The sequence below is a fragment of the Parabacteroides chongii genome (genome assembly GCF_029581355.1).
GTDB lineage: Bacteria > Bacteroidota > Bacteroidia > Bacteroidales > Tannerellaceae > Parabacteroides > Parabacteroides chongii.
In genome coordinates this window covers 112,518-132,162 of sequence record NZ_CP120849.1, presented here as the reverse complement: position 1 = coordinate 132,162, position 19,645 = coordinate 112,518, and the positions used below count along the sequence as shown (strand labels likewise).

Genomic DNA, 19,645 nt, shown 5'->3' with positions numbered 1-19,645 from the left:
TATGAAGAAACTATATGTATATGCCGATTTTGACTGGCTGAAAGAGATAGAACTCATTGGCGAGTTGGGCTATGAGTCACTTCGTGGCTCGGACAGCTATTGTTTTGCGTTTAGCGATGAGTGGTTGAAAAAGCATGGCGATTTGTTTTTGAGCGATGATTTGAACAATTATCCGGGACAACAATATACACAGCCAGAGAAAGATATATTCGGATGTTTTTCTGATGCTTTGCCTGACCGCTGGGGACGGACACTGTTATTGCGACGTGAGCAGATTGCAGCAATGGAAGAAAAACGACCTGTGCAAAGGTTGTCTTCATTCGATTTCCTGACCGGTATTGATGACTTCTCCCGGATGGGTGCTTTCCGCTTCAAGGAAAACCTTGATGGAGAATTTATAAATGTGAGAGAGTTTTTGAAGATTCCACCTCTTACAGATATTAGAGAATTGAGAGCAGCCAGTGCGGAGATTGAGAGAAGCGAAGAAGACAATGTGTTACCAGACAGAAAGTGGATTACGCAACTTGTGCAGCCTGGTTCTTCATTGGGTGGAGCAAGACCGAAGGCAAGTGTGATAGATACAGATAAAACGCTGTACATTGCTAAGTTTCCATCACGTAAAGATGATTATGATGCCGGGCTTTGGGAATATTTTAGCCATCTGCTTGCAGTAAAAGCAGGTATCAATGCAGCGAAAACAAAAGTTCTTGCCACAGACGAAAAATATCATACATTGCTTTCGGTGCGTTTTGACAGAACCAAAGATGGAAAAAGGATTCATTTCGCTTCCGCAATGACTTTATTGGGACTGAATGACGGTGATAATGCGACTACAGGGCATGGTTATCTGGATATAGTTGATTTTATCATTCAGAACTGTACGGATGTAGAGCGCAATTTGCAGGAACTCTATCGTCGCGTGGCTTTCAATATCTGTATTGGCAACAGCGATGACCATTTCCGCAATCATGGTTTTCTTTTGGCTGCAAAAGGCTGGACGCTTTCTCCTGCATACGATATGAATCCTACTCAGAATGAATATCAAAGTCTGCTTATTTCTGCAACATCCAACAAGGCAGACCTCAGTATTTTGCTTGATGCTTGTGGAGATTATATGCTTAACCGAAAAACGACTGAACAGATTATTTCAGAGGTTACTAATGTTGTGAAAGGGTGGAGAGAACTGGCAACACGATTGGAGATTTCCAAGAGAGAAATGGATATGTTTAGTGGGGTGTTGGATAAGAGGTGTAATGTTAATTCTAAAGTAAATTGAAAAATTATAATTATGAGCGGAGGATATTTTGATAGGAATGTATATGCAATTGGTGAGATTGCGGATTCTATAGAGCGTGATATTGCAAGAGCTTTACGGCCAAAACCGGAGAAAATCCACAAGGATTATTGGACTATTTATGAGAAAGATAGCTTTGGTTCATTCCATAGTTATATGGGTTATTTGTCTTTTTTAAGCTATGAAGAAGCGGAATCTTTTCTTTTGTCAGATAAAACAATCATTAGGGCAGAACAAAAATATGTAGATCGACAATTCTTTGATGATAAAGTAATGTTCCAATCAACAAAGCGATATATGTCCGATATTCGTGATGGCGAACAGATTCCGGTATTATACTCAATCCATCATTGTTATTATGACCGTTATCCGGATGACGCTGATGTGTTGGAGTTATCAGATGAAACTATAGAGACTATGAAAGAGGCATACAAACAAATTCGCATTGCGGAGATATATGCAACTCGCATAGATTGGGTGATGAGTGGTGATGATGGGGAAGACGACCAGCATGAGAGACTTAAAGAGGATTTGGAAGCCTTTGAAAAAGAGTTTCAGGCTAAAGATTGGGCTTGTTTATACGAGGAAGGTAAAGATTGAAACAGTGAAAAGATGGAGTGATTTGGTGATGCGATTAGGTATGTGTGAGCGAGAATATAGTAATTTCAGGAATTTTGAGCAAAGAAATCATATCGAATCAGAAGCTAAAAATAAACACATAAATAGAAAATAATATGAACGGTGATGATAGACAGTTATTAGCGAAAGTGTTAGAAAGAAAAGATGAAAAATTACGAGAGGATTGGCAAGAAATCCAACGAATAGTAGATTCATGCGTTTTTCACTATACTAATGCAGGAACATTGGCTAGTATGCTTAATAATACATCAAAAGAAAAAATTCTTATGACATTTTGGGCTTCACATATTTCTTATATGAATGATCCAGAAGAAATAGAATATGGTGTTGGAAAAATGTGGGAAGTTTTACCCGATGTAGAAAAGGAATTGTCGATACCAATAGGGCAGAGAATCACAGAATTAGATAGGAAAGAATTAGATGAATTAATTTGGGATAGAAATATTGAGGAAAATAGTTTGACTAATATGTATTCTGTTTCTTTTTCAAAATCTTTTGATTCTTTGCCAATGTGGAATATGTATGGACAAAACGGCAGCGGTGTTTGTCTTGGTTTTGATTTAAATGAATTGAATGATTTCTTGAATTCAAATAATAAGGAACCACTAATGAAAATCACATATGGAGTGGGGGAATATATTGATAGTCTGCAAAAAGCAGATGAAGAAATGAACATATGGAAGGAGTACGTAAAACATGTATATAAAACAAATATGAATTTTATTGTTGGAAATTTTAAAATGGAAACAGAAGTTCAAGAGAATGTTGATACTAAAATTGCGCTTGATAATTATATGTTATTGCGAGCTTTTGTCCCAAGCAATATAAAGAACCCTGCTTATAAATATGAAGATGAATATAGGTTTTGTTGTAGAGAGTTTAATAATAAAGTTAATTATCGTAATCGAAATGGATTGCTATTGCCTTATATAGAGGTAAAATTACCCTTGACTGCGTTAAAGTTAGTAGCAATAGGGCCAACCGCAGATAAAAATAGGCAAATGATGTCGGTCGCAAAATTATTGAAAGAGAAAGCCTCAGACTTTAAGTCATTAACTTTTTATTCTTCAGAAATACCATATCGTCTTTGATAAGTAAGGTAAAATCATGTTTTTTTGTTAAAATGAATCCAAGATGGCAAAATAAATATTGAATTATATTTCAATATAAGGTTGTTTTTCGACATATATTTATTGAGAAATCATTATAATTTGAACAAGATTTCGATTATAATGATTATCTTTGCATTCAAAATATATCACAGAACGTATGAATAAAGATATAAATCGTTTGAAGGTGGTCTTAGCAGAAAAGAAACGCACCAATAAATGGCTGGCAGAACAGTTAGGAAAAGATCCGGGAACTGTTTCAAAATGGTGTACAAATACCATGCAACCAAACTTGGAAACATTAGTTGAAATTGCGAAAGTACTTGAAGTAGATATCAAAGACTTATTGTGGTCAATAAAAACATTTAATTAAATAGATACAAATGCCTAAAATAATAGTATCTCTGTTTTCTGGATGTGGTGGTCTTGATTTAGGATTTACAGGAGGATTTACATTCAGAGGACAGAATTACGATAGATTAAATACTGAGATTTTGTTTGCTAATGATTTTGATCAAGACGCACAATCTTGTTATAATGCCAATCCATTATTAACAAATGATGGAGTTAACTGTCTTTTGGCCGATATTAGAGACGTTAATGCCAACGAAATACCAGATTTTGATATTCTTTTAGCAGGTTTCCCATGTCAACCATTTTCCAACGCAGGCAAAAGACAAGGGGTCGATGATGAAAATGGAAGAGGTACTCTATTTGAAGAATGCCATAGAATAATTGCAGCCAAAATTGAAGCAGGACATCGTCCTCAAGCCTTTTTATTTGAAAATGTTAGAGGCATTCTTTCATCTCACGTTGCAAATGGCAATAGCGTGCCTGAAGAAATAGTTAGAATTATGGGAGATTTGGGGTATGACGTATCATACAAATTAGTTTGCGCTTCTGACTACGGAGTCCCCCAAAAACGTTATCGTGTTCTAATGGTTGGAATAGATCGAGAATTGAATCTTGGGCATTTCAATTTCAACTTATTGGAGACAGTTGTTCGGGAAAACAATATACCATCCGAACATTATGGAAACATTGAGGAACTGGTATTAGGTAGGATATTACAAGGTGTGGAGAATTTACCTGATAATGATGTATGGGAATATAGTCCAGGGACACAACAAACAGTAGATTTAATCGGAAGTTGTGCTCATGGTATTGAAGGATTTCAATATTTTCATGATGGATATTCTCATGCTCATTTACCAGCAATTTGTATGGAAGGGAGATCATGGAAAGATATACCTTATGAAATGCTGACTCCACGATTTAGAAATATCTATGATAATCCGAAGCGTTACCATGCTCCAAAATTCTTCAGACGATTTGCTTTTGGAGAAATTTGTGGCACAATTACAGCTTCTGCACAACCTGACAAATGTGGAATCACACACCCTATTGAAAACAGGAGATATTCTGTTAGGGAATGCGCAAGAATTCAGTCATTTCCAGATGACTATTTGTTCAACGCAATACCTTTAGCTGCTAGATATAAAGTTATTGGCAATGCTGTTCCTCCAATACTTGGTTGGATTACAGCAACAGCTTTGTTAAGATTTCTTCCAATTAATGAATAATAGATATGGCTTATATTGATAAAAAATCCCTATTGGCTGCTTATAAAGTATTGTCACACAATACAAGTAGTCCTTCGAGTCAAGGTGCTACTCAATTTATAAGTGCCATCAGATATTTATTTGCATTAGATCGTTTTGTCTTAAAAGGTAACAAGAATTGCGATACAAAAGAGAAAGAAGATAGAGAGCTATTTATTAATTATGTAGGAGATATTGTAAGTATAGACGGCTCTTATTATACATCGAACTTTTTCACAGATATAAAAAACGAAAAAGATTACAAAGTCGGAAGTAATTTCTTTTCAGTAAACGTTGTCAAAGAGTCTATTGCAAATCCTACGGTTTTACATGATTTTCCACGTAGAACTAAAGATGCGGCATTATTCAATGTTCAAAATGGAGTTTTGTCTATAAATAGAGCCTTTTATAAAAACATCAAGAAATATGTCACAAATAAAGATTGTAAAATAGCTCTTGCTATATGGCTGTGTAGAATGTATAATTTTAGTGTCTCAAAGATTGGGATTTCTGAAATTAAGAACAACTTGTCAAAATACTATTCTACTGAATTATTGAACGAACTATTGCCTACAAGTTCTGATTTCGCTGAATATGTTGTAAAATATGGGAGTTTGGAAATGTCCCAAGAAAAAGCAATAATTTCTCCTAAGGAAATTTTCAAAATGTTTGATAAAGAGAAAGATGACGATTCCAATCCTCAATACTACAAATATAGGGATATTATTACTGCCATCAAGACTAAGCCCTTTATTTTGCTTGCTGGTATTTCAGGAACAGGCAAGAGCCGCATCGTTCGTGAACTTGCTCGTGCATGTTGGGATGAAGATTCCACAGAATACAAAGCCCAAAAGCCTAAGAATTTTGAGATGATTCAAGTAAAACCTAATTGGCACGATTCGACCGAACTCATGGGATATGTTAGTCGTGTCAGTGGAAGCCCCATATATGTGATTGGCGATTTTTTAAGATTTATTACACAGGCTTGGGAAAACTTAGATGTACCTTATTTCCTTTGTCTGGATGAAATGAATCTTGCTCCTGTAGAACAATACTTTGCAGAATTTCTTAGCGTAATAGAATCTCGCAAAAGTAATGAAGATGGTACGATTACAACAGATCCCATCCTAAAGAAAAGTACGGAAGATTGGTATCGGGTATTGACCGCTGAACTGACAGAAGATAATGATGCATTAAGAACGCGTTTCTTGGAAGAAGGCATAACCATACCACAAAATCTAATCGTAGTTGGTACAGTAAATATGGATGAAACGACCTTTTCTTTTTCCCGAAAAGTACTTGACCGTGCCATGACCATAGAAATGAATGAAGTAGATTTGTATGCCGGATTGGACAGCAAATATGAACGCATTGGTAAGTTAAATAGTGATATGCTTATCGGCACAGCCGTAGAAGGAGTGGATGTCTATGCCGATAATGAGGAGGTTTGCAACAAGGTACTAACCTATTTGCAAGCAGTAAATGATGTCCTTAATGGTACACCGTTCAAGATTGCCTATCGTACAAGAAATGAATTTTTGCTTTATGTGGTAAACAACTTGCCATACAGTAAGGATGAAAACGGAAATGAGTTCAGTGAGGATGAAGTCATAGCAACTGCATTGGATGAAATAACAAGCATGAAAATATTGTCGCGTATTGAAGGAGACGATACAAAAGTCAAGCATTCATTTCTTGAAAAGTTGATTACCACTATCGAAACGCAGTTGTTGGCATTGACTGGAGAAGACAAGAAAATAGAATCTGTTTCCATAGCCAAACTGAAAGAAATGCAAGTACGATTGTCATCCGGTTATACAAGTTTCTGGAGCTAAAACTATCAGATATCTGCAAGAGACGATGGAACTGCTTACCATAAAACATCAGGATTTCGAAATGATTGTCGAATGTACAAAGTTCGATGACATTTGGCGTAAGGCCAAGAGCAATGTGGGAGAAGAAGGACTACACTCTATTTATTCTTGGTCGGAGGGAGTAGTATCTGTTTCTCTAAGCAACCATATTGGAGAAAGAGTTACGATTGAGAACAGCCAAAAAGCTCCTGCCGTATTTTTTGATAATGTCGATTATCCTATTTGGATTGAATTCAAGGACTATGTGAAAAAAGCACAGTTCGGTTCCATCCTTCAAAATGAAAATGAGAAATTTTCTTTTCGCAGACAGATATTAGCCGGTTTCCTGAATTATGGCAATGAGGTTGGGCACAGTGAAATACAATTCATATATCAAGTAGGGACAGAGACCCATAGGTTTGTTTTCTCATTTGAAGTGTTAAGCACAAAGCTCAACTATCACGAGCATTGGAAAACCATTATCGAGGATATTGAGCAAGAGTACAGAATGCTTTCACTTGATTATATGCGAAGAACCTTTCATGGCTTTTCGCCCGATACAAGCGGAAATACCCCAGAAATAATTTGGTGGAGCGTATTTGCCAATGAACAACAGAAATTCATAAAGGCTTGTAAAAATATCATTGACCGCCCACGGCATCGACTACATGGAAAGGATGCTTACAAACGTGCAGACAAGCTGACATTTATCCCCTCTTACATAGAAAACGAATTGGCAGAACACAGGAATGACTGTGCTCATTTATACCGTGTAGAGGAACATGTTTGGACAAATGATACACAAGAAAACAGGTTCCTGAAATTTGCACTTGGGCAAATTGCCGATAAGTATGAAGGCTTGAAGAAGCGTATAGAAGCTGTGAAGAATGCTTCCGATGTGATGAAGGACGATATGCAAGTCACGTTAACGACACTGAAGCACCTACAGCGAAATCCTTTTTTTCGCACTGTAGGAAACTACAAAGGAATGAATCAAGAAAGTTTGGTTCTGCAAAAGGCTACCGGATATAGTCAGGTATATCGCACGTGGAACCTACTCCAACGTTCCTATTCACTGAACGATGGTATATATCGCTTGCAGACCAAAGATATAGCAACGCTTTATGAAATTTGGTGTTTCATAGAAGTAAGCCATATAGTAAAAGAAAAGCTGCACTTATCTGATAAAGATATAGACCATAGAAACCGTATGGAAATGAATGGTCTGTTTACATGGGATTTGGGTAAGGGAGAACATTCGCGCATCCTTTTCAAGAAAGATAATGTAGAACTGGCGGAGTTAATCTATAATCCGAAGAGTTCTGAACATGAAAATAATTCAGTCGGTATAACTGACTTAGTAGTGCCAACTGTTCCTCAGAAACCGGACATTGTGTTGCAGCTTACCAAAAACGATTTGCAAGAAGGAATGAAAATGACTTACCTGTTTGATGCAAAATATCGCATTGATGGAAAGGATAAAAATGGAGTCGATGTTCCACCCGAAGATGCAATCAACCAGATGCACAGATACCGTGATGCCATCTATTATAAAGATTGCCAATCGGATGCTTTGAAAAAAGAAGTGATAGGCGGTTATATCCTGTTCCCGGGTGATGGTGAACCAACTGATGTTGCCGTATCTAAGTTCCGTAAGACTATAGATGAGGTAAATATTGGAGCATTCCCACTTCGTCCCAAGGATACTCATAACCGACTACTTTTAGAGCAATTCATAGAAGTACTTATTCAAAATAAATCGCATGAAACCATATCGAAAGTAATACCACAGAAAGGTTCTTTCGTTGGTGTCGGTAATCGCGTGTTGATAGGTCTTGTGACAAACAGCAGTCGTAAGGGTTATCTACAAAGTTTTATGGATGGTGAAGCCACACTCTACTATACAGGTAGCCACTTCCCGACAACTATTCCGTTGCAAGATCTTCATTATTTCATGCCATACTTCAAAGGCAAAGGAATACGTGATGTGTATGAAATAATAGGAATGCGCACCATTACAGCGAAAGAAGCTAAGCAAATAGAGGGGGAAAGGGGGAAAGAGGCAAAGGATGATCTTAGACTTGCCTTTGACCTCCGTTTTGTACGTAAGCAATATAGTGAAATTCAGTCTATCAATACTAGTAAAATGGCAGATAACACATTTATTAATACTACGTTTGATGAGTTGAAAGATTTTATTGTAGGCAATGTTTAATTGGAGTGTGAATGATAAAGAATTACGATATTAAATAAGTAAGTGTATGAAATTAAGTAAATTGTGTATTAGAAATTTTCGCAAACTCAATAATGTTGAAATAAACTTTGCTGATGCAACCTTTTTAGTTGGAGCAAATAATTCAGGCAAATCATCAACACTGGATGCAATAGAAATTTTAACATCTGAAAAAAGTAAATTGGATAATAGTTGTAGATCTAGATTTATTACGGATGACGGTAATGAGGAAATTAATTACCAAGATGATGTTATTATAGAAGGATTGTTTATTGATGTGCCTAAAGAGATTGTGCAACAAAGAGGTTTTAATGCTTCACGATTAAAATATAATGAAGAAGATAATACCTATTCTTTCAAATATAGGGTACGTCTTTCAAGTGATGAAAAACAACATCGTGAAATTTTAATGCACACTGTAACTCTAAAGAATGAATATAATGATTGTCAAACTTATCAGGCATTGATAGATAAAGGGATAGATATGTCTTATTTTGCAGGCCGTGATTTGACAAAGAAAATTAACGCTTCACAGAAAAAAGAATTAGAAAGTATTTGTCCTGAGGCGTTTGATGTTAATGATGGAGAAGAATGGTTTGAAAATCCTGGGGGGATTGCAGGTAATGTGCTTTCAAAATTACCACGATTTTTGAAGATTAAGGCAGATGTTTTAAGTGATGAAATGGCTGCTGATAAATCTGGTACGCTTCATGATTTACTGGATATATTATTTAGTCAAGTAAGGGAAGCATCTCCAAATTATCAGAAAGCAGTTGATGCATTGTCTGAGTTGGAAAGGGAAATGGATACAACAGATCCTAATACTGAATTTGGGAAATTAATGTCTGAATTAAATAAGGTAGTCGATGGAGTTTTTCATAAAGCTTCAATCAATGTTGAAACAGAACTGACAAAACCTGAAAATCTAAAGGCCAAATTCTCAGCATCACTTACTAGTAATGTGAAAACGCCTATTGAACGTCAGGGTACAGGGTTAATAAGGGCTACAGTGTTTGCTCTTCTTCGTTATAACAAACAGAGAGAAGAGCAAAAAGCAGAAAATCAGTATAGAGGTATTATTATAGGTTTTGAAGAGCCAGAGTTGTTTTTGCATCCTAATGCAGCGGAAAAGATGAGAGACATAATATATGAATTGGCGTCTGATAGTAATCAAATTGTTTCTACAACACATTCTCCATATATGATAGACTTATCCAAAGGAAATCGACAAACGCTTAATAGTTTTAGAAATATTGATCATGATTTTGTTTCTGTTACTGCATTTAATTTGACTGAAGCTTTTAAAGAGATAGTGGAAGACGATTGTATGCGTGTAAAAATGATTCAAAAAATTGATAATTATGTTTCAAGAGTTTTCTTTGCTCAAAAAGTGATAATAGTCGAGGGGGATACAGAAGATATTGTATTCAAACATACCATAAATGTTATGCCTATGGAAGTCAAAAAAGCCATCAAAGAAAATTATCAAGTTGTAAAAGCTACAGGTAAGGCAACAATGATTTCGTTTATTAAATATTTAAAGGCATTAAATGTCAACCTATTTGTGGTCCATGACGAAGATTCAGATACCGTTGGTGCTGCAAAAATGAATGCTCCAATACTAAACGCTTTAGATAACGATGAGACTAAGAGAATAATGATGCATAATTGTGTTGAAGAAGAATTGGGTTATGATTCTCCAAATTCTGACAAACCATATTGCGCATATAAATTTGTAAAAGATTGGACAGATTGGAGTATGGTACCAGAAAATTGGAAAAAGATTATGAGGGTTATTTTTAGTGAGTATGCGGAATCTTTACAATAGTTGCAAATTCTAATGGCTTTAATAGATATTTATACAGAATAAGAAATTATGTGTCAGAAAATCAGTTCTCTAACTTCTTGTTCTATATATTATCAATAGGAACAAACTGAAATTATGTCCCCTAAAAAAGATATACGAAATAGCACAGCTGAGTTTCTAACTTTTTAAATTAATGGAAAAGAAGGCAGTGTACAGGTAAATGTACCTAAATGAAACAATCTAAAGCGATATCACTGCTTTTTGATTGTTCCGTAGATAATATTAGATTGCACTTGGTTAGTAACACTTATCTCGGGATTTGTGTACCGCATTGGGTTATAGTACATATCAAAAATTCTCTCGGGTTATAGATATAGCCATTGCGATATTTAATACTATATTGCCTATAAACGAAATTATAACACACTAATATTATGACAGAACAACAATTAGAAGACTATTTTTATGATAGGAACTTGGGTTGTGATACTGCCAAGCAGTTTCAGAATATTGAAAAAGAGTATCTTGATATTGTAGGCTATTGTAAGAAGGTGAAACTTGGCATAGAGAATCTAACTATCAACAGCGGAGAACGTGCTCTTTGGGAGCTTGTTCAGAATGCTCGTGACATGAGTGAAGATTGTCATATTTGTATTGAACTCAATGAGGATAGCATTGTGTTCCGGCATTATGGTCAACCTTTCTCGTATTCCTCTTTGTTAGCGTTGGTTAAGCAGGATAGTTCGAAGGATGATCCTGCCAAGGATTTAGCTGGTCAGTATGGTACGGGTTTTATGACTACTCATGCCTTCAATCGTGTGGTGGATGTAAGTGGTCCTTACGAGGTGCGCAAAAGTAAGATTGAGGTTGAAAAATATATTAATATGCATATGGTTCTTGACCGAAGCAATACGGCATCTCTGGAAGCATACAAAGAGATGAATCGTGAGCTGATGCAGGTTGAGAATATGTGTGAATCTACGGAAGAATGCCAAGGTGATTCGCCTACCGTATTCAGATATAATCTGACAACCGAATTGGTTGATACTGTTTCTGATCAAATAAAGAAAGTATCTGGAATGTTGCCGTTTGTTTTGGTTATAAATGAACGTATAAAAGAGGTTGAAGTTTGCGATAATCATAGAAAGGAACATTATGTATTTCGAAAATCAACAACTCTCAATTTAGATAAACCTTTTGGTGAAAATGGATGGCATGAGATTGAGTCGGTTGTAAATCGTGTGGATATACTATCATCTGAGAATACAAGTGTATCTTATGGCTGTCACTACCTTTTGTCAAAAGATAAAGAAGATTTGGTAATAATACCGCCATATCCATTTATATGTGATGATGTCAATAAGATCCCTTCGTTATTCTTGTGGTTTCCTTTGTTGGGTACAGAACAGTTTGGTGTGAATTTTATTTTCCATTCCAAGAAGTTCTACCCTGTGGAGAAGCGTAACAATATTCAGCTCCCAGAGGATGTGCCATCCAAAAAGGAATCTGGGGAAAAGAATGAAAATACACTGAAATCCATGATGCATGCTTTGTTTGATTTCTATCAAATAGAAGGAAATGATTCCACTTTGATACGTGATTTGTGCAAAGTGGATTTCGTTAAAGAAACTGAGGACGAAGAGCAAAAACGATTCTACAACGAGATGCAGAAGATGTGGAATACGCAAGTTAGAAATTGGAAGGTGATTCCCACAGCAGAAGGAAGAAAAAGTATAACTGACAGCAGAGTGCGATTGCTGCATCATGACTTCTATGTAAATCTTGATTTGGAGAAACGTAAACTTTATGAAAGTACTTTGGCTAAGTATGCGGCTTTCGTAAAGGATGACAACAATCAAGGATACCTATTGCCATCAACAGATTTGATTAAGTGGTCGGAACTTGTTGACACTTGGGACTGTGAGAATACCGATGGTTTTTTTGTGACTCTCGATGATGTATGTATGGCTATCAAAGATAAATCTGACAATCTGCTTGAGTTTCTTCAGTTCCTTAAAGACAGTGGTAACGAAGCTTTGTATGACAAATATGCACTCATACCGAATCGTGACGGTAAATTATGCTTGCGACAAAATCTGAGGTATGGTGACTTTATGACTGACGAGTTATACAAACTGGCATCTCTTCTGATGGGTGATGATAAAGCAAAGATGCTGGATACAACCTATCTCTCGCTTGCAAATTTTACTCAATATACGGTTAACGATTTGCATAACGCGATTCTAGTCACAATGAATAAGTGGAGGTCAAGTACCCTCGTTCAACCCCAGAAACAAACATTGACGGATGATCAAATAACGGCTTTGATTGATTTCTGTTCGGCTACCTCCCAGGATGAATTCACAAATTTTAGAGGCAAGATAATGACAGTGTTACCGACTTATTACCACAAGACATTCTGCAAGAGTTTCTTGCAAAAGCAGGAGGAGAGAGAGGAGGATTTCTATAGTTCTCCATTCAACCTACTTCTTGAATATACTTTGTGCAGAATAAGTATGGAAGACGAAAATTGGGTGAAGAGTAATAAGTCATTCCTCTTGAGCTTCTTGACAGAATATGCCAAAAGTAATGAAACCAACAGAAAAGATAAACTGGATGACTACGGAGTGATACCTTGTCAGAAGGGATATTTATGCGTAAAGAAGGAACTATTGAAAAACGAAGGTGTCATTCCAGATTTGGCTAACATCTATAATTCAATCATCGGAAAAGACCTTCATGAAAAGTGGATTGATATTGATTTTGAAAACTTATATAAGGATTATGCTACACAAACGCCTGATGATATAGCTCCAGTTATTCAAACAGAATTGATAAAGTATATGAAAGAGGTGAACAACGGTGAACGTGCTAGGGACAAGACATGGGAAGGCATCATTCGACAAATCATCTTGAAACTGGATAATGGTGAAGGCTGGGATAAATGGTTTACAAGTATTGATGATAATAAAGCTAAATACACCTTTGATATGGCAAGTGGTGACGCTCAGAAAGGTATATTCTCAATTATGGATATGGAAGATGAGGATATTATCCGCCTTGCCGCCCTTAATGAGAATGGTGCTTTGCCGGCCCTCATCAGTCAGATGGAACGTCAGAAAGAATTGGATGATGAGCGTCAGAGTACATTCCATTTCTGTTACAGGATAGGCAAAGCTATTGAGGATAGAATACGTGAAAGACTTGGCCATGAGCTGCTAAAAGTTAAGACTCGTGAACACATTGATGACGACATGACCGTAAATGACATCCAAAATGGTCAAGACATTATCATCAGCTATAATGGTAAGGATGTGTATTATGTGGAAGTGAAAGCTAAGTGGAATTTTGAGTATGACAATTATGCGCACATGAGTACGAATCAGGTAAGAATGGCTGCAAGCAATCCTGAATGCTATGCACTCTGTTGCGTAGATTTATCAGATTCGGAAAAAGTGAATATTCCTGCTGATTCATCAATTGAGTATATCGAAGAACATGAGGCTGAAATCTTTGCTCAAACAAAGGTGCATTTGAAAATCGGTGAGGAACTAGAAGAGATAATGACACCAGTATTGAATGCAGAGAGCGATACGACTGGCAGACGAATAAAACTCGGAGATTATAGAGCCAATATATCAAAAACAGCTTTCATTACAGGCGTTGATTTTGATTCTTTGATTGAGGATATATTAAGTAAGTGTGATTAGTTATCTCAGATGGCTTAAAACTTGTCGAGGAACAATAAAATAAGTCGTAGAACGCTTGGCTTATTCTGCAGAAAATGTTTATCCCTACGTCAGAACGCTGCAAATAATTGCATAATTCAGAGCAAGCAGGGAACAGAACGGTAGTGTTTCCTTGAGAACATCCTTAAAGGCATTGCCTACGACAATTATTGTCCGTGTCAATGGTCGCCGTAACGGTTGGTGGCAGATAAAATGTGGTCAATAAGTTACATATCCTCCATTGTCCAAAGGCAAGTCTCGATGTCGTAATTTGAGAGAATGGCGTTTTTGAGATGCTCGACCTTTTCGGTGAAGAGTTTGTGGTCGTAGTTGCATCGTTGACGCTTAACCTCGGCTACCAATGCCTTTTTCCCTTCGGCCCGTATGCCTATAATGTCTATTTCGTTGGCTTCTTTACCTTTCTTGCGTTCCCACCACGAGCCGATGGCTGAATATTGATGGCTCTCTATCATCTTCAAACGGAAATACCGTTCGAGCATTAGTCCTGAGAATGTAGGGTAATCCGATTCTATTATCTGCCGAAGAAGCACGAAATTCCGTATTTCGACAATGGATTGATTTTTGTCGTAATACCTGAACCTGAATTTTAGGAAATTGTCGTTGATTTCGTAGCGGATGGCTTGTGTGCGCTCTTTCGACATTATCGGTCGCTGACGAGTGATAAGAGAGTAGTCATCAATCAGACGACGGAGTTGTCCGCCGATACTTATTCCTCCCAACGTAACTTCAATATCAGACTGATTGTTTATGCCAGAGGCAATGCAACTGAGTATTGAGAAGTAGATACCATAGTCTTTGCCAAACTCTTCAATCAGAATATTCTTGCCTTCATCTGTGAATGGAGAGTTATCACGCACGATGTAGTCAAACATTCCGGAGATGGACAAGTCGGTATTCTCACACAACAATTCTATGTATTTCGGGACACCGCCAGTAATTGAATATAGTGCAAGCAGTTCATCGTTATCATAGTCGGGACGGTAGTCGTTCATTATTTCTTTAAGGGTATCAGTACCAAATCCGGTAAGACGGATGATGTTATCAGCCCTGCCGAATAGCGGTTCTTTTGCTCCTTCAAAAATACGGTGCATCATCGAAAACACCGAACCCATCAGAATCAAATTTACATGAGTTCCCTTACGATATTGGTCCCAAATATTCTGCACATCGCTGAAAACAGATGGATTTATTTTTTCGAATTCTTGAAATTCATCGATTATGAGATTGAATTTTTGTGCCTTTGCCAGTTCCATAATCATCTGGAAAAGTGAGCGGAAACTCTTTATCTCTGCAGGTATATAACAGCCTAAAACAGAGACAATCAGTTGTGAGAACTCCGCACACAGAGCAGCCTCATTCTTGCGGCTTACAAACAGATACACAGTAGGGTAGTCTCCTTTTGTGGCTTCCACTGCAAGCGATGTCTTGCCAATTCGACGCCGACCTGTAATCACTGTCATGCGTGAATGACTGTCAAATGAGAGCTTTTGAATGCGATGCAGCTCCTGCAATTCAGATGTACGATTATAAAACTTCATAGTAAATTCCCTGCTATTTATAGTAACCACCGTAACTGTTACGGTGGTTACAAAATTACAAATAATCTCTGATATGACCAAACAAACGCCAATGATAATTGCGTTCTAAAGATTCGCTAGCGTCCAATTACGTCCATTTATCCAAAATCTTCGGTACGACTATAGCCATGACAGTTCCCGAAATTGCAATAAGGGCACAGATGGCAACTGCTTTCCAAATCAGGTTTGAATACAAAATTTCTGCATTGGCCACAATCATGCTGACGAAAAAAGAAGATAAGGCTACCAGTATTACAATAGTGATGTAAAATGTGGTAGCCGGAATATTGATGGCATTGCCGGATTTCTTCATTCTTCGCTCGGCTTCTTTGCATTTGCTCTCAATCTGACTGAGAAAATCACATAGAAGCCTTGCTCCAAATTCTACTGCCAACTTCCGCATTTCTTCAGAAATGATAGGCTTACACTCTCGGATAGAGCCGGACAGACTTTCGACCTCTGTTCTCAACTTGAACACGTTGTTATTCAGCTTGGCAAGTCCTTGTACATTGATATCGAGTAGGTGGTTTTCTTCCTCCAAAGACTCATTCTTTGGGTTGGATTTTATGGCTTCCGCTTCAGCCATTTCTGCGGAAAAGTCGAATTTCTTTTTCATACTATCAAAAAAAATTATGGTTTATAAAATTTTTATGAGAGTCTGATAGCCGTTCACTATCGTTCTCTCTCACGATGAAAATCGTTTGATATATTTTCACCCAAGTGAAATATCAAACGATTTTCATGTTCGGCTTCATTGGCTTATCGTTTTAATCCTGATTTTGGTTTCTTTCCGAGCAGGCGACCAGCGGCACGAGCGCATCTGCGTGCCCATTGCAAATCGTCTTCGTCCTTATCTCTCCAAGGCAAATCGCTTTGAGAACCTCCACCACCGTTTCCGGTGGCAACATTTGGCGTTTCAAGCAGTCCGACAAAAATAGCTACAGCCATATCGGTAAGTTCCTGACAGTTCTCAGTATCTCTGTAGTCAAACTCATCGTTGAAACAGTCAAGCACTTTTTCCGGAATATAGAACCAATGTTCCTTATCGTTATGATTAAGTGTATAGGGAATAGTATCGGGATGATAAGTGCTATATCTGGTATGTTCTGCGGATGCTGACGGCTTGAGATTTTGCTCCGTTTGAGTTTCCTTAGGCTGATTGCTAACAGCGGCAACTTGCGGCTTATGATGCAGTTTATCCCATGTTTTAGGAAGTTTTGAAATCATCAGATTCCGGGCAACTCCCAATTCGGAAGCCTTGTATTTGGTATTACCGTTTACAAGTGCGTAACTCCTGATAACGTGTTGTGCATCCTTTCTTTCATGTACAGAGTAACCTTTTCTTGTGAGGGCATTTTTATACTCTTCCCAAGACCATTCAGACATTGATCTCAGCGCATCCATGCAATCACGATTCACCAGATGGATATTGGTGTATCGGATTTGTATAGCAGTAGTCCAACCCCGCTTCTTTGCTACTCGCTCGGCAGCACGCTGCGCACGAAGATGAATGTTGTGGTCGTTGTTGATGTTGCCGTCTTCATCCAAACGGCAGACAGCAGCATGAAGGTGGGGAACTTCGCCATCGGATTCCTTATGCAGCCAAACTGTGTATTTGCTGTTAGCCAGATTGGTCTGGTAGGAACGTACTTTTCCGTCCTTGCCGGTAAACACTTGTTTGTCAAACTCCGCAGCGAAATCCTGCCAGAGCTTTTGCCAGTCTTCGATGTCGAAGAAACGGGTGTGTTCGGCAGAGGGGCTTAGCTCGATTCTGATGACCGAGTTCTTGATGGGTTTGAAACGTGATAAGGTCAGTTGCATGGAGTTCCATATCCCCAGAGTGTCCGGTTGCGACGACATTAGGTTGTCCAATACCCGATAGATTTTCTCCGGGTGTTTTTTGTTCAGAGATTCGCCGGTAATATAACGGATGGCGTTTATGCCGTGCGATATTGCTTTAGCTTTTGCTATCATACTTCTTCGGATTTTTCGTTAGACGGAATCTTATTTCTCTCTTTTACGGCATTGAGAAATTGGCAGACGCTTTCAGCAATATAGCCAAGCTCTTTGAGCCAGCCGACCATGAACGGCACCTGATTGAACAATATCATTCGTTGCTTTGTGGACATTCCACGAAGTGCAGAAGTGTATTTTACAAGATCTGACCGACAGTTGTCCAGATTCTGCAACAGGTATGTTTCTTCTTTTGTGAGCCTCGGTCTGGGTCGATAGTTGTATGCACAGGCAAGCAAGTAATCGCTTACCGTCATACCGCATTGCTCAGCCTGTGATTTTATATACTCTTTCTGACCGGGAGTTACTTTTGCTCCGATAAAGACGGATCTTGTTTCTTTTTTCTCCTCTGGAGATTGTGTTTGTTCCTCAATATTTTGTTCCATATAAATCGTTATTATAATAGTGAATAGGTGCGAGCTTGCGAGTACCGCACCGGCGAAGTATCTGAGCAGGCAAGGGTACCAATGTACAACCGTAACGCAGTGAGGTTATACATTGGCATATCTCGCAACAGTTACCTGTTGATGCTTCCCGGCAAGCTGTATAGGATGTACACACAGAATCGGCAAATGGATTGGAATCAGGATTTGGCATATCCTACTATAAAAGGGTAGGGAATGAATACTGCATATTGCAATCCTTGGCTACTTTGCTTTATTCCTATATGTACGCCCCGACACTAAAGTAAAGTTGAACTTAATAATGGTAATCAGGATTAAATTGGTATTCTTTCCCTTCTTTTATCACCATCCGTTTATTGCCGAGAAAGGTAGCTACTTTGACCGCTTTGTTATGACCGAGTTTTACACCCTGTAACCCGTAGCCGTTTTTCAGTCGCTCTAGATAGTTGTCGTAACCGGTAATATTGCCATCGGCGAAAGTGGCATCCAACGCAGCACGATGTACGCTCTCCGGGATTTCCTTGTATGGCTCAAAAGGTTCTTTGGTCGGTCGTCCGAGTTTCTTTTCTTTGGATATATAGGATTCCACTAGTTCAGGCAAGGCACATTCGTTTATGCGGAAAGCGAAAGGTTCAAACTCCCGGTCTCGGATATGAATGGCTTCGACACAACTGATAGTTTTATCATCTTTATCCACTTCTACCTGCATGATGGTTTCCGCTTTGTTGTTGAGTTCCGTGCCAATGTGACCACGGGCATGTTCATCATTCTTGTTCTGATGCAGGATGGTGTGGATGTGAATCTGACGGTCGTCAGTCCACTGCATGAATTTGGAGATTATATTGGTGGCTTCATTCGGAGAATTGATGTCATACATAAAATCCCTGATGCCATCTATAATGACCAGTCCCAAATTCGGAATTGTGCCAATGGCCTGTTCGACTATTGCAAGTCTCATTTCGGGAGAATATTTCCGCAGACCTAACATAATCAGATTGTCAGAATCGGCATCCTTTGGTAATCCCGCCAAACATAGAATGCGTTGTAGCACCTTTTGGCAATGAGGTTCTCCCTGTTCGGTGTCGATATACAATATCGTCCGTTTATTTTCCGGAAACGATGAACGGTAATGGAGTACTGTGCCATTGGTCAATGCGGAAGCGGCAATGGCAGAAACATTGAAAGTCTTCTTGCTCTTGGCTTTACCGATGGATGCACTGAAGTTGCCCAATGTTCCGATAATGGAGTCATCCACCATCAGAATCACAGGCGACTGTTCGTATTTGGTATTTACGCTCACGGTAGCCTCCTTTATGTAAATAGCCAGTTCCTCAGCTGTCGGAATGTTATTGTTCGTTTTCTCCAT

14 protein-coding genes are annotated in these 19,645 nt (G+C 38.2%); 9 read left to right on the top strand and 5 right to left on the bottom strand.

The window, feature by feature from the left end:
- Nucleotide 1: 1 nt before the first annotated feature.
- The 9 genes from P3L47_RS00665 (at nucleotide 2) to P3L47_RS00625 (ending at nucleotide 14,246) form a co-directional block, all read left to right on the top strand.
- Nucleotides 2-1,276: a type II toxin-antitoxin system HipA family toxin gene (locus P3L47_RS00665; RefSeq protein ID WP_277782400.1), complete on the top strand. Its 1,275-nt coding sequence runs from the start codon at nucleotides 2-4 to the stop codon at nucleotides 1,274-1,276.
- A 12-nt stretch (nucleotides 1,277-1,288) separates the two neighbouring features.
- The gene (locus P3L47_RS00660; RefSeq protein WP_122362338.1) at nucleotides 1,289-1,894 is read left to right on the top strand and encodes a hypothetical protein; all 606 of its coding nucleotides are present in this window, start codon (nucleotides 1,289-1,291) and stop codon (nucleotides 1,892-1,894) included.
- A gap of 134 nt (nucleotides 1,895-2,028) precedes the next feature.
- Nucleotides 2,029-3,024 carry a DUF2971 domain-containing protein gene (locus tag P3L47_RS00655; RefSeq protein WP_277782399.1) on the top strand — a complete coding sequence of 332 codons (996 nt, stop codon included), beginning with the start codon at nucleotides 2,029-2,031 and terminating at the stop codon, nucleotides 3,022-3,024.
- Between the two features lie 178 nt (nucleotides 3,025-3,202).
- Nucleotides 3,203-3,415, top strand: a complete 213-nt coding sequence (locus P3L47_RS00650) for a helix-turn-helix transcriptional regulator (RefSeq protein ID WP_122362477.1) — start codon at nucleotides 3,203-3,205, stop codon at nucleotides 3,413-3,415.
- Between the two features lie 10 nt (nucleotides 3,416-3,425).
- Entirely contained in the window at nucleotides 3,426-4,625 is a 1,200-nt protein-coding gene (locus P3L47_RS00645) for a DNA cytosine methyltransferase (protein WP_277782398.1), read from the top strand.
- Between the two features lie 5 nt (nucleotides 4,626-4,630).
- Nucleotides 4,631-6,478 (top strand): McrB family protein, encoded by a 1,848-nt coding sequence (locus tag P3L47_RS00640; RefSeq protein WP_233577166.1) that lies wholly within the window; start codon nucleotides 4,631-4,633, stop codon nucleotides 6,476-6,478.
- Nucleotides 6,479-6,503: 25 nt separating this feature from the next.
- Entirely contained in the window at nucleotides 6,504-8,711 is a 2,208-nt protein-coding gene (locus P3L47_RS00635; protein WP_277782397.1) for a DUF2357 domain-containing protein, read from the top strand.
- Nucleotides 8,712-8,757: 46 nt separating this feature from the next.
- Nucleotides 8,758-10,557 carry an ATP-dependent nuclease gene (locus P3L47_RS00630; RefSeq protein WP_122362334.1) on the top strand — a complete coding sequence of 600 codons (1,800 nt, stop codon included), beginning with the start codon at nucleotides 8,758-8,760 and terminating at the stop codon, nucleotides 10,555-10,557.
- Between the two features lie 413 nt (nucleotides 10,558-10,970).
- Nucleotides 10,971-14,246 carry a sacsin N-terminal ATP-binding-like domain-containing protein gene (locus tag P3L47_RS00625; protein WP_122362333.1) on the top strand — a complete coding sequence of 1,092 codons (3,276 nt, stop codon included), beginning with the start codon at nucleotides 10,971-10,973 and terminating at the stop codon, nucleotides 14,244-14,246.
- A gap of 245 nt (nucleotides 14,247-14,491) precedes the next feature.
- On the opposite strand, the gene P3L47_RS00620 is transcribed toward P3L47_RS00625, so the two are convergent.
- The 5 genes from P3L47_RS00620 to P3L47_RS00600 all read right to left on the bottom strand — a co-directional run bounded on the left by P3L47_RS00620 (nucleotide 14,492) and on the right by P3L47_RS00600 (nucleotide 19,645).
- On the bottom strand, nucleotides 14,492-15,823 hold the full coding sequence (locus P3L47_RS00620) for an ATP-binding protein (protein ID WP_122362332.1): 1,332 nt from the start codon (nucleotides 15,821-15,823) through the stop codon (nucleotides 14,492-14,494).
- A gap of 127 nt (nucleotides 15,824-15,950) precedes the next feature.
- Nucleotides 15,951-16,478, bottom strand: a complete 528-nt coding sequence (locus tag P3L47_RS00615; RefSeq protein WP_122362331.1) for a hypothetical protein — start codon at nucleotides 16,476-16,478, stop codon at nucleotides 15,951-15,953.
- Between the two features lie 143 nt (nucleotides 16,479-16,621).
- A complete protein-coding gene (locus tag P3L47_RS00610; RefSeq protein ID WP_277782396.1) occupies nucleotides 16,622-17,836 on the bottom strand; it encodes a relaxase/mobilization nuclease domain-containing protein in 1,215 nt (404 codons plus the stop codon).
- Nucleotides 17,833-18,261: a plasmid mobilization protein gene (locus tag P3L47_RS00605; protein ID WP_122362329.1), complete on the bottom strand. Its 429-nt coding sequence runs from the start codon at nucleotides 18,259-18,261 to the stop codon at nucleotides 17,833-17,835. The genes P3L47_RS00610 and P3L47_RS00605 overlap by 4 nt, the downstream gene beginning before the upstream one ends.
- A 313-nt stretch (nucleotides 18,262-18,574) precedes the next feature.
- Nucleotides 18,575-19,645, bottom strand: coding sequence for an AAA family ATPase (locus P3L47_RS00600; protein WP_122362328.1), 1,071 nt, complete (start codon nucleotides 19,643-19,645; stop codon nucleotides 18,575-18,577).

Coding starts and splice junctions, on each gene's coding strand:
- P3L47_RS00665 (WP_277782400.1), top strand. CDS start 2: ATGAAGAAACTATATGTATATGCCGATTTTGACTGGCTGAAAGAGATA.
- P3L47_RS00660 (WP_122362338.1), top strand. CDS start 1,289: ATGAGCGGAGGATATTTTGATAGGAATGTATATGCAATTGGTGAGATT.
- P3L47_RS00655 (WP_277782399.1), top strand. CDS start 2,029: ATGAACGGTGATGATAGACAGTTATTAGCGAAAGTGTTAGAAAGAAAA.
- P3L47_RS00650 (WP_122362477.1), top strand. CDS start 3,203: ATGAATAAAGATATAAATCGTTTGAAGGTGGTCTTAGCAGAAAAGAAA.
- P3L47_RS00645 (WP_277782398.1), top strand. CDS start 3,426: ATGCCTAAAATAATAGTATCTCTGTTTTCTGGATGTGGTGGTCTTGAT.
- P3L47_RS00640 (WP_233577166.1), top strand. CDS start 4,631: ATGGCTTATATTGATAAAAAATCCCTATTGGCTGCTTATAAAGTATTG.
- P3L47_RS00635 (WP_277782397.1), top strand. CDS start 6,504: ATGGAACTGCTTACCATAAAACATCAGGATTTCGAAATGATTGTCGAA.
- P3L47_RS00630 (WP_122362334.1), top strand. CDS start 8,758: ATGAAATTAAGTAAATTGTGTATTAGAAATTTTCGCAAACTCAATAAT.
- P3L47_RS00625 (WP_122362333.1), top strand. CDS start 10,971: ATGACAGAACAACAATTAGAAGACTATTTTTATGATAGGAACTTGGGT.
- P3L47_RS00620 (WP_122362332.1), bottom strand. CDS start 15,823: ATGAAGTTTTATAATCGTACATCTGAATTGCAGGAGCTGCATCGCATT.
- P3L47_RS00615 (WP_122362331.1), bottom strand. CDS start 16,478: ATGAAAAAGAAATTCGACTTTTCCGCAGAAATGGCTGAAGCGGAAGCC.
- P3L47_RS00610 (WP_277782396.1), bottom strand. CDS start 17,836: ATGATAGCAAAAGCTAAAGCAATATCGCACGGCATAAACGCCATCCGT.
- P3L47_RS00605 (WP_122362329.1), bottom strand. CDS start 18,261: ATGGAACAAAATATTGAGGAACAAACACAATCTCCAGAGGAGAAAAAA.
- P3L47_RS00600 (WP_122362328.1), bottom strand. CDS start 19,645: ATGGAGAAAACGAACAATAACATTCCGACAGCTGAGGAACTGGCTATT.